Source organism: Pelotomaculum sp. PtaB.Bin117, assembly GCF_002067195.1.
Taxonomy (GTDB): domain Bacteria; phylum Bacillota; class Desulfotomaculia; order Desulfotomaculales; family Pelotomaculaceae; genus Pelotomaculum_D; species Pelotomaculum_D terephthalicicum.
This window is the reverse complement of sequence record NZ_MVQM01000158.1, coordinates 1-11,209: the sequence shown is the minus strand read 5'-3', so window position 1 is coordinate 11,209 and position 11,209 is coordinate 1. Positions and strand designations below refer to the sequence as shown.

The window sequence follows — 11,209 nt, the reverse complement described above, 5'->3', positions numbered from 1 at the left end:
AGGCTCAGCACTGGCATTTGGAAACTTAGTAGAGCAAAGCGGTGCCATGGCATGGATCGGTGGAGTCGTACTAAACCTAACTAATGCTATGCCAATATTATTGATATTTACTATACTCGTTTTCGTAAGTACTATTGTAAGATCAATGGAAGCCTCTGGTATAGCTTTAATCGTGCCCATTGCCCCAATAATTGTTGCTGCAGCCAAAGGATGGAATATTCCCGGTGCAGATACTGTATTGCTGATGGTTATTGGTACAGTCGGTCATGCCGCTTATCTTTTGCCAATGCAAATGACAAGCAATATGGTAATGTATAGCAGCGGTTATTTTGAAGTCAAGGATATGCTTAAGTCAGGCTGGGCTTTTGTCTTGATATATTTGCTCTTTTGGATAATAACGGCTTATACGTATTGGAAATGGCTTGGCCTTTGGTAGCTTATTTTTAAAGAGATAGAGTACATCTATTAAAAAATAAGGATAACAATAAAGGTTTCGCCTCAATCATTAAAAATATTAATTATTTAATAATAAATATCCTAAAGAGAGGCGAAACCCAGTTGCTTATCCTGGATCTAGTAAGATGAAAAGAGGTTAATTTTATCAATGAAGATGAGGATGAAAAAATCGGGTTTTAGTTTGAAAACTAGGCTTGTTGTATTCTTTGTTGTCGTTGCGGTATTGCCCTTACTAGCGGGAGGAATTTGGACCGTCTTCAGTGTAAAGGAACACATGGAGGAAAGCGTATATGACCAGAACAGCCTGGTTGCCTCCAGGCTATCCACTGAGGTCGACCAACTGATAAAGAGCAAGGTAGATCTGGCGATAACACTGGCTAACACCCCTCAGGTCATAAAAATGGAGCCAACAGAGTTGTATACCTTTTTTAAATCCGTTAAAGAAAAGAATATGGATGTAGACTCTAATGGATTATTCAACACAAATGGAATACAAATTGCGCGTAGTGATGACCAGAAACTTGTGGACGTGCATGATCGCTCCTACTTTAAGGCAATATTGGCAGGAATGGATTATGCGGTCAGCGAGGTCCTCATCTCTAGGACGACGCAAGAACCATCCGTAATTGTAGTGGCGCCGGTTAGAGAAAATGGTGTTTTAAAGGGAGCCATTAATCTAGCCTTAAATCTGAATACACTAGGTAACATCAATAAGAAAAATAATACCGGCAAAACTGGGTATTCCTTCATTGTGGACAGCACCGGCAAGGTAGTGGCTCACCCGGACCAGCAATACGTGGCTGAACAAAAAGACTTTTCGGACCTTCTTCCAGTAAAGGAAGGCCTAGCTGGGAAAACGGGCTACCTCAAGATGATGTACGATGGCAAGATTTGGCTTGCCAGCTATACCCAGATGCCATTTTTAAAGTGGGTAGTGGTTACGATGCAAACTTTGGAAGAGGCCTCGGCCGGGGTAATCGCGGTGGTAAGGAACACATTAGTTGTGCTTTTTCTGGGAGCCGTATTTGCGTTCCTTGTGGGAGTCATATTAACAAATAAAACAGTCAAACCAATCTTATCGCTGAGAGAAGGCGTTTTTGCTGTGGCTGGGGGGGACCTGACCCGGACGGTGGACATAAAATCCAGTGACGAAATAGGGCAACTGGCAGAATCGGTCACAACCATGAGGGACAACTTGAGGAATGTGGTAAGGCAACTTGTGGACACGGGCAAATTATTGAGCGACTCTGCTGGGCAGTTGAGCAACCAAGCCCAGCAAACATCGACTGGCGCGATGGAAGCGGCTGCCACCGTTGAAGAGATAGCCTCCACAGTGGAGCAGATATCAAAAAACCTACAGGAGGTAACTACTGTTTCCGGTGAGACGGCACATGAAGCCCAAAACGGGGCTATAAGCGTTGAGAAACTAACCCGCCAGATGAATACAATCAGAACAACCAGTGATGAAGCCTCTCGAGTAATAGACTCTCTTTCCATTACTTTGAACCAAGTGAATCAGATCGTTGAAATGATTACCAGCATTGCCGACCAGACAAACCTGCTTGCCTTAAACGCTGCCATTGAAGCGGCAAGGGCAGGTGCTCAAGGTCTGGGGTTCGCGGTGGTGGCAGATGAAGTACGAAAACTAGCTGAGCAATCCGCAGAGGCTGCCAAGGACATTAACAAAATGATTGGACAGGTACAGATAGAATCGGCAAAGGCTGTTACGGCCATGACCGCAGGGAACAATCAGGTCAAGGAAGGTACTTTTGTGGTTGAAGAGGTCGGGGGAATATTTAGGGGAATTATCAAAGCTGTAGGCGTGCTTGCCGAACAAGTTCGGGGGGTTGCAGCTGCGGCGCAGCAGGTTTCGGAGGGGATGGAAAACATTACTGCCACTGCGGAAGAGCAGACTGCAGCTATGGAGGAAGTGACGGCAACTACCGAACAGCTTTCCAAAATGTCTGAAGATATGAACAATCTTACAAAGACGTTTAAAGTCTAGGCCTCGTGTGTAAAGTCGTAAGCTAAGTTTAAGCGATGGTCATTTCTTTAGCTCAACTCCATTAATTTACTTAGAGAATGCAGCTAACCCAATATCCATAATAACTATAAAACTATTGGGATGGGTTAAAAATTCGTGGCCTCAGCAGTAGAAGAGAGCCGCTGGGGTTAAAATATTGTGGTAGTACCTGGTGAACAAATAACATCGAATTTCGAACTGACTCTTCCGCTTTGAGTTTCAATCGATAGCGCGATACACTCCAAGACTATCTGTGGGAATACAACGGTTTCTGTTTCCATTATTGGTAGTAAATCTACGGTTTGTTGCTCCATTTTTGGATGGCGTAAAGAACAAGGTTATTCCGGATGGTCCTGTGGGTGATTTTCTCCAGGTTAAGCGTAGTACCTTGTTCCCGCATAGCTTTTTTAAAAGCGTGGAGGTTCTCCCTGTGCCATTCGATGGTACGCTTCAGTATATTCCTGGCCTTTTCGTTAGCGTAAAAGCTTTTCGGCATCTTCGAAGCTTGGCACGGCCTCCTTAAAAAGTTGTAATGCTTTATTTTCGTCAAATGGTTGAAGCTCATTTTTTCTCCTTTTACCCATGACGTGATACTGCATATTCCGGCGTGATTCGGCCACCGATTCCGGCCACATTCGGGCGGTGAATCCGGAGTCATTCGGCCAGACAATCCGGTTACATTCGGCCGGATAATGGGTACATCTACCACCTCGTGAAGATAACCTCTACAATGGTCTGAAAGACTGTTATGAGGAGAGCGAATAATGAGGTGTGAGAAACCCGTGAAAATACTTGAAATACTTAGGCTAACCGAAAAAGGCCATAGTCAGAGAGAAATAGCTGCAAGTGTAGGCTGCGCAAGATCAACCGTTGGAGAAGTGCAACGACGCTGCAGAGAAACCAGCCTTTGTTATGATAAAGCTTCGGCTATGACAGATGACCAACTGCAAAAGCTGCTATACCCTATTTATACACGAAAAAAGTACTTAAAACCTGAGCCTGATTATGAATATATCTACGATGAACTTCAGAAACACCCGAAATTAAACCTGCGATTTCTGTGGGAGGAATACAAAAGTAAAACTCCCGAGGGGCTTGAATACAGTCAGTTTTGTGAACGTTAATCGTTGGAAAGGTATTTCCGGTAAAAACGTCACCATGCATCAGGAACGTGAAGCCGGCAAGGAATTATTTGTTGACTGGATGGGCGATACATTATCGCTGGTTGTTGACCAATCAACCGGTGAACTTTATGACGCGCATTTCTTTGTATGCACTTTGGGCAACAGCGGTTTTCCTTATGTGGAGGCATTTCCAGACGAGAAGCTGGATAAATGGCTGATTGCCCACACACATGCATTTGAATACTACGGCGGCGTACCTCGCATTGTAGTGCCGGACAACTGCAAAACGGCTGTAAGCAAGCCACAATATTATGACCCTGTAATTAATCCTGCCTATTGGGAACTAGCCAAGCATTACAATGTGGCGGTAATCCCGGCAAGGATACGTGAGCCGCAGGACAAGGCACCTGTTGAAGAAAGTGTCAAGTGGCTTGAAACATGGCTTCTGGGCTGGCTCAGAAATCAGCGGTTCTTCAGCTTCGGTGAACTGAATAAAGCCATAAAACACAGACTTTCAGAGCTTGTGCGGAGGCGGTATCAAAAACGTCCGGGAACAAGGCTTTCCGTATTCAATGAGCTTGATTTTCCAAAATTGCGGTCTTTGGCCGCTTCAGCATTTGAAACTGCAGACATGAAGCTGCGCACAGTACCAGATAATTATCACGTGGAATACAACGATTTTTATTACTCTGTACCGTATACCCTTTACCGGCAGAGAGTGACCATAAGAGCCACATCTACAACCATAGAGATATTTGATTCAAGCAGGGTAAGAATCGCTTCTCACATACGAAAGTATTCCGGGAAAAGATATGTTACCGATCCTGCTCATATGCCGGAACGACACCGGCATTACTGGGATTCAAAACAATTCAACGGCAACAGATATCGTTTATGGGCAAAAAATATTGGAGAAAACACATTTTATGTCATAGACCGGATGCTTGCATTCCAAAAGATAGAGGAACAGGCATACAAGTCCTGCATGGGTCTTTTACAGATGTCCAAGAAGTATGGTCTTGAACGCCTGGAAACCGCCTGCGCCAAAGCAAAGATCATGAATTCCTGTACCTATACGACAGTTACCAACATCCTGAAAAACGGCCAGGACCTTGTTAAAGTACAGGTATCACCTTCCTCAAAAGCTACACCCGGACACGAAAATGTGCGTGGTGCGGCTTACTACACATAGAAGGGAGGTGAACATGATGCTTAACAATCAAACCCTGGAAAAGCTCGTGTCTATGAAACTGTCTTCCATGGGCAGGGAATACCGCCGGCAGATTGAAAGCCCTGATTCAATTGCACTCAGTTTTGAAGAACGCTTCGGAATGATTGTTGACACCGAGTGGATAACACGACACAATAGCCGGTTAACCAGACTATTGCGTCAGGCAGACCTCCGCATCCCGGGAGCATGTCTGGAAGACCTGGATTACGACCCGCGTCGGAAGCTTGACCGTGGCTATGTAGCAAGGCTTGCCGACTGCTCATGGATAAATGAACATCGAAATATTATCGTTACCGGCGCCACCGGCACTGGCAAAACTTATCTTGCCTGTGCATTCGGTAATGCCGTCTGCCGTCAGGGACTGAAAACAAAATACTATCGGGTTAACCGGCTGCTTACTGATCTCACTATTGGCCGTGGTGACGGTTCCTACAACCGTATAATGCGTGAACTCAAGAAAACAGACCTTTTGATACTGGACGATTGGGGTATGGCTGTCCTTGACCCGGTTTCCGGTAGGGATTTGCTTGAAGTGGTTGAGGACAGGTTTGAATGCCGGTCTACCGTTATTTCCGGCCAACTTCCCGTCAAGGACTGGCATGATCTATTTGATGACAGCACGGTAGCTGATGCCGTACTTGATCGGATCGTACACAATGCTTACCGTTTTGAACTCTACGGGCCATCAAAACGATGCCCAGATTTAGAACAAAATGATGATGACGATATTGAAAAAATGGATTGATTTTTGTTAAACTGAAAACACTTCACAAGGTGGCCAAATCCGACCGGATTAGGTGCCCGAATGTGACCGGATTACCGCCCGAATAGACCGGATTAAGCAATACCTCCAAAATATAAAAAGTTGTGCGCGCCTGACACCACATCCCGCACGCTACCAGCATGTATGATCACACACGTCTTGAGCAAAATACGACCCCAAAAGCAAATGAAAAAGCTTCCGGTCAAAATCCCGGAAGCCTTGAAAATAGGGAACTTTTTGGTGTCGGAGACGGGACTTGAACCCGTACGGTTGCCCACACGCCCCTCATGGTGGCGTTACTTCGTGGTTGGCTTTCTTATATAAAATATCTTTGATTTTACCTTATTTTCACTAAGCGTAATGATTAGTAATAAAGTCAATAAACTCGCGTTATTTACTTAAAACCCAATTGGCGTTCATCAAGAAATTGCAGTAACTCTTTATATGAAAGATCAGTCAACCGTTGAGCATCACGCGCGAATTGTCTCGAAATATTCTTTACTGGCTGGGTTGTAAAGCATACAGGCAAGCCTAAAATATCGAGACAGCCATTTCGGAGATGTACCCACGACCTGTTTTTCTTGTGTTTGAGATTTAGTAGCAAGTTGTAAATATCGTTATTGTCATCCGGCTTTTCAACTTTAAAAATCTGTTTTTGACTTTGCGCCACCTCATCATTGTTGATATACGCCTCTTTGCCTTTATTGTTAATGCTTTCTATAATTGGTTTGCTGGTTTTTTTGACTTGACCTTCTATGATAGAATGGCCGATTTTACTTAACAAAATTGGAGGCCTGCCATCCCTTAACGGATGATGAAGTTCGGCGTTTTCACCCAATGCTTCACCAGTAACAATACACGTATCAACCGCCATGCGGCAGGTTTTTTTTGCTGTGCGACCCAATAAGTATGTATCAGTTGCTGCTGATTCAGCCTGTACCCACTGTTTCAAGGCATTCAGAATCAAACAAAAAACTCTAAAATCGTCTGGTAATAAAGTGGCCATGTGCGGCGGCAGCGGATTTTCGTTTAAAAACTCCTTAACCGGGCCATTACTTTCAGATAAGATTTGTGCCTCATAAAGTAATAACTCACCTATTCGGTCGAGAGCAGATGCAAAAGCTTCGCGAGGAATTTTTCTATTCAAAACATTAAGGTTACCATCTTTTGACAAGGTTCTATAATGTGATATGTATTCGGCCATCAAGTCAACCTTTTCTTGCTTTGTTAATGATAAACCGGGTTTAAAACGTTCATATGCCATTTGTACACCTCTGCTCAGCGGCTTTCTTTATATTCAGATAAAAACATTGGGCATATTGAAAGATATCCTCTTTCATTTTTACATATCTCAGCCCAATCTAAAACTGCACATATCACAAAGCCTGGACCAAAAGCTGATTCACCTTCTTTTACGCCATGTACCTTATGGGCAATGAACCCTTCAACCGAATCAAAAGGTAATCTTTCACTCCCAAGTTTACCTGCTCTTGCATTACCCTTTTCTGCTTTCCCACCTTTTTTTATAACCAGCTCGACTGCAGCAATGAAAGCTTCCCAAGTCAACTGGCTAGGAATTGGTATCTTTGAAGAATCAAGCCCATTGCCGCTTGACGAATACCATATCTTACAAGGATCACCTTGGAACAGCTTTATAGTTGCCCTTCCACTGCTTTGATTGAGTTTTTGCTTTATGCGTTTAATTATTAGATCGTCTGTTTCCAAAATAGGCACAGTTGTCGGAATGGACATTAGAAAAACGTCCTCCTCAATGGTTTTATTTCCCTCCCAGCCAAGTTTTATTAATATATCTAATAATTTTTTCTTCGCGGCGGGATAAGACATCCCTTTTTCTTCCTGTAAAGCTTTAAAACTACCTTGGCATTTAAGGAAACTTTCTACAAAATCAAGTTGTTCTTTATCTAGATAGTCAAAATTACTTAGATTAAAATCAGCATTTAATTTTAAATCACAGCTTTTACAGACAAGCTGTGTCGCTATTAATTTCTCATTACATCTTGGGCAGCATCCTAAAAATTCTTTTTCCATATGTACTACCTCCATTTAATTCCATTATATAAGGAGTTTCTAATTATGTCAATATAGTTAATAATATTTTTAATTACTAATTAAATATTATCGTATACATAAATAAATAGTGCTCGAAGTTAATTCTATCAAAGAATAATAACTGGTAAATTATGGTATGATTAAGATACACTTTGATCTTGATGTAAGGAAGAGGTAAAGGTATGTCGCAAAGGAGCCATAGAAATGGGTGAGAACCGGTATGAACGCGAAAAGATTTATAAAGAAGTCTGTGCCGAACCCGTTACTATTGTGGCCAAGCACTACGGGGTTACGGATGTTGCGCTACATAAGGTGTGTAAGCGTTTAAACATCCCTGCGCCTCCCCGGGGTTACTGGGCCAGGATCCGATCCGGTGAAATAATAAAGAAAACTCCATTACCACCACATAAGAGTCCGAATGTAGTATATGGGGAATTGCATGAGCCATGGTTTTTCACTTTAAGGATGGCATGGAGTTGGAGTGGAATATATAGCGTAAAACAGAACCCCGCAGGGCTGGCATAGTCAAACGTGCCGACCTTGCGGGTATTTTTTATTGAAGGTTGCTATTATGGCAGTATAGTACACAATTTCAGAGTTATCTGTAGATGATTAAATATATAAATAATATAATATAAAAAACAACACGAAATGAGGAGGTGAAACACGTGGGTAAATATACCGATGAAGAAATAAGGAGCTTCCCGAAAATTACCTGTAAAATAGCGGCTGATTATCTTGGATTATCCCCTATGGCCGTAAGTATTGGAATGAGAAATGACCTGTTGCCAATCGGATTTGCAATTCACAATGAAGATAGATATTCCGATAGCTGGAGTTATCATATTATTGACGAGCGGCTTATTGCATATAAGCATGGGAAGATAACCAATGTCCAGATTCAAAATATAGAAAAGAACCTCAACACTATAATTTCTCAGTTTGAAGAAATGAAAAAGGATCTGCTTTTTATATTAAGCGAAAGCGCGGGGTAGGGAATATAAAATTATTCGAATACGCGTTTTCGCTATCTTGGGATGCAGATTCCATGCAGAAGGATAAAGAAGCCGAACATATTTCCCCGTCACCAGAGAACTAATGTAAGAAAGGAGGAAGAACTTTGATAGAAGATCGATCTGCAAAGTTTTCAAGAGAACAATTGTATAATGAGATATGGGCAATATCAGTATCTGGAGTTTCAAAGAAATATGATGTACCCTACGCTGAATTACTTAAACTATGCAAAGAGAATGATATTCCAATCCCACCATCGGGATACTGGATCCAATTGAAATTTGGCAAGCCAGTAACAAAAACTCCGTTGCCGGATTCGTCAATCATTGAAGTCACGTTGCCAACAAACTCTACACCAAAACGTTCCAGACGAACTGCAGCTTCTGTAGCTGCTACTAAAGGGATGGCTGACACTCAGCAAGAGGAAAGCTCAGGTTTTGTAGTTAAAGCAGCAGAGGAGAAAGAAATATCAGAAAAACAACCGGTGGTTGAAATACCGGATATATCTAAAGACAATCAGCTTACATATCGTACAGTGGATGGTGAGAACATCTATAACCGGGAAAAATTATATGAAGAAGTGTGGGCAAAACCGGTTGTTGATGTTGCCGTTCAATATGGTGTTTCAGATGTGGCGATACATAAAATCTGTAAATCACTCAATGTGCCTGTTCCTCCCCGTGGATACTGGGCGAAGCTTCGTGCTGGAGAAAAACTAAATAAGCCCCCACTCCCTGCAACAAACGGAGTAACTGAGAAAATTGGGGCAAAAACCTTTGAAGGTGTAAGATTAAGTAAATCGTCATCACAGCCACTCGCATTTTTGACAGAAAGCGAGAGACAAAAGGTACTACTTGCAGCCCAGCAAATCAAGATGCCGCCTGAGAATGCACATCTACACAAAAAAATCGCTGCCTATAGGTCTGTAGTTAAAGAATGGAATAAAAAAGACACAAAACCTGAAGGTGCTAAAAGGAGCTTCAAAAACTATTCCAATCGTCCACCGTTTCTGGCTGGTGTTATTTCTAGCGAGTCACTTCCGCGGGTATATCGGATACTTGATGCTCTTTTTCGTCAGGTTGAAAGTCTGGGCGGTTCTGTCAATGACGATCTTTCCCTCCAGATTAGAAATGAATTAGTCCGACTTGAAGTGTTTGAGGCTCAAGATGAAGTCAAGCATGTAATCACAAAGCAGGAAGCTCGTGAAATAATTACGTATGAAGACGCAAAGCGCCACCATACCTGGGCTGCTGAACCCAATATTCGCAAGCATGATTATGTCTTCAATGGGAAACTGAGAATTAGCATTCGCCAGAACAGATATTTCAGAGAAACAGACAATATCAATATCGAATCCAGGCTTAGCGATATACTTATTGCACTCTATGAAGAATCTGAAGCGGTTCGGATCGAACGGGAGGCAAGAGAAGAAGCTGCTCGTAAAAAAGAGGAAGAAGCTAGACTGCGGGAAGAACGCCGCAATCGATATAATGTAGATTCTCAAATTAATTCAGAAACAATTCTCACAGAAAATTAGGCCAATCAAGCAGCAAAATAGTGTAATTTCACAAATTAGATTGGTATATCAAAATAAAGTTTTCAAATTACATTGGAGTTAAAAATAGAGACAAAAAGATAACCGGGCTGCCGTGAGGGCAGTACCCGGTGTTTTGAGATTAAAGCAATGAACGCTTGTATCTGAAAGCTAAAATATCAGCTCGTGCTTCATATAACTTTTCTTTAAATACAATAACAAACCAAGTTTTCCGGTTTCTTATAGGTGGATACACCCTGGCTTTATCAGCCACCTTGCAAATCGCTTCCAGCGCTTCTTCCTGATTAAAACCCAGTTTTCGCATTAGATTAACCGCAACCGGCAGTAAGTCATAAAACCCCGTGCTGGCAAAGTAATATTCCAGGCTGTTTTTCTTCGGCATACGGGTACCCCCAAAAGCTAGATTTCCCGTTCCTGCTGAGCCAGATAAACCACATCCTCATCAACTTGCCGTTGCTTCTTGCCACCGGCAATTATCAGGCAAGTAGTAATCAGGTTATTAACCAATCTGGGCAATCCCTTGGAGATACCGTAAATTGCTTCTAAAGCGGCTGTAGTAAAAACTTCCTCATGTAACCCGGCACTTTTCAGCCGACTGGAGCAATATTCCCCAACCTCATCTCGTTTAAGCCCGTACATGAGATATTTAACTGTAAGCCTTTGCCGCAGCGGGTTATTCACATTTAAGGCCAGCTTGTTCCTAATTAACGGCTGTCCGGCCAAAATTAAAATAAACGGGTTTTGGGAGTCCATTTTAAAATTAAAAAGCAGTCTAAGTTCCTCTAAAATTTTGTTATTCACCAGGTGTATTTCATCCAGTACTATTACCGGGGTTACATGGTGCTCGTAATATAAATTATTTATGGCCCCTTGGATCTGATGAAAAATACCGACCTTTTTATGCTTGGGCTGCTCACCCAACTCCAAAGCCAGCCCCTGGTAAAACTCCAGTACTGTTACTGTGGACAGGGCA

11 protein-coding genes and 1 pseudogene are annotated in these 11,209 nt (G+C 42.5%); 7 read left to right on the top strand and 5 right to left on the bottom strand.

Going from position 1 to position 11,209, the window contains the following annotated elements:
• Both A4E54_RS11655 and A4E54_RS11650 read left to right on the top strand, forming a co-directional pair.
• Positions 1-436: anion permease (locus A4E54_RS11655; RefSeq protein ID WP_286726217.1), on the top strand; the 436-nt coding region annotated here is incomplete at its 5' end.
• Between the two features lie 168 nt (positions 437-604).
• A pseudogene (locus tag A4E54_RS11650) lies at positions 605-2,308 on the top strand (methyl-accepting chemotaxis protein); the annotation flags it as partial.
• A 466-nt stretch (positions 2,309-2,774) separates the two neighbouring features.
• Here the strand turns inward: A4E54_RS11650 and A4E54_RS11645 are convergent.
• Positions 2,775-3,044, bottom strand: a complete 270-nt coding sequence (locus A4E54_RS11645) for a hypothetical protein (protein ID WP_286726213.1) — start codon at positions 3,042-3,044, stop codon at positions 2,775-2,777.
• Between the two features lie 217 nt (positions 3,045-3,261).
• Between A4E54_RS11645 and A4E54_RS11640 the strand changes: the two genes are divergently transcribed.
• Genes A4E54_RS11640 through istB form a run of 3 tightly spaced genes read left to right on the top strand, consistent with a single transcriptional unit; the run spans position 3,262 to position 5,579 of the window.
• On the top strand, positions 3,262-3,603 hold the full coding sequence (locus A4E54_RS11640; RefSeq protein WP_286726211.1) for a helix-turn-helix domain-containing protein: 342 nt from the start codon (positions 3,262-3,264) through the stop codon (positions 3,601-3,603).
• Complete coding sequence (istA, locus tag A4E54_RS11635) at positions 3,575-4,795, top strand: IS21 family transposase (protein ID WP_286726209.1); 1,221 nt, start codon at positions 3,575-3,577, stop codon at positions 4,793-4,795. Before A4E54_RS11640 ends, istA begins: the two co-directional genes overlap by 29 nt.
• 13 nt (positions 4,796-4,808) lie before the next feature.
• Positions 4,809-5,579 carry an IS21-like element helper ATPase IstB gene (gene istB / locus A4E54_RS11630; protein WP_286726207.1) on the top strand — a complete coding sequence of 257 codons (771 nt, stop codon included), beginning with the start codon at positions 4,809-4,811 and terminating at the stop codon, positions 5,577-5,579.
• Positions 5,580-5,991: 412 nt separating this feature from the next.
• Here the strand turns inward: istB and A4E54_RS11625 are convergent, their stop codons facing one another.
• Positions 5,992-6,861, bottom strand: a complete 870-nt coding sequence (locus A4E54_RS11625) for a hypothetical protein (RefSeq protein WP_286726205.1) — start codon at positions 6,859-6,861, stop codon at positions 5,992-5,994.
• 14 nt (positions 6,862-6,875) lie between these two features.
• Positions 6,876-7,646 (bottom strand): DUF2089 family protein, encoded by a 771-nt coding sequence (locus tag A4E54_RS11620; protein WP_286726204.1) that lies wholly within the window; start codon positions 7,644-7,646, stop codon positions 6,876-6,878.
• A gap of 689 nt (positions 7,647-8,335) precedes the next feature.
• Here A4E54_RS11620 and A4E54_RS11615 point away from each other — a divergent pair.
• Both A4E54_RS11615 and A4E54_RS11610 read left to right on the top strand, forming a co-directional pair.
• Positions 8,336-8,662 (top strand): hypothetical protein, encoded by a 327-nt coding sequence (locus tag A4E54_RS11615; RefSeq protein ID WP_286726202.1) that lies wholly within the window; start codon positions 8,336-8,338, stop codon positions 8,660-8,662.
• 125 nt (positions 8,663-8,787) lie between these two features.
• Positions 8,788-10,218, top strand: a complete 1,431-nt coding sequence (locus A4E54_RS11610; protein ID WP_286726201.1) for a hypothetical protein — start codon at positions 8,788-8,790, stop codon at positions 10,216-10,218.
• A 139-nt stretch (positions 10,219-10,357) separates the two neighbouring features.
• Here the strand turns inward: A4E54_RS11610 and A4E54_RS11605 are convergent, their stop codons facing one another.
• Positions 10,358-10,618, bottom strand: coding sequence for a hypothetical protein (locus A4E54_RS11605; RefSeq protein WP_286726200.1), 261 nt, complete (start codon positions 10,616-10,618; stop codon positions 10,358-10,360).
• Positions 10,619-10,635: 17 nt separating this feature from the next.
• A partial coding sequence (locus tag A4E54_RS11600) for an ExeA family protein (protein WP_286726199.1) occupies positions 10,636-11,209 on the bottom strand: 574 nt, incomplete at its 5' end.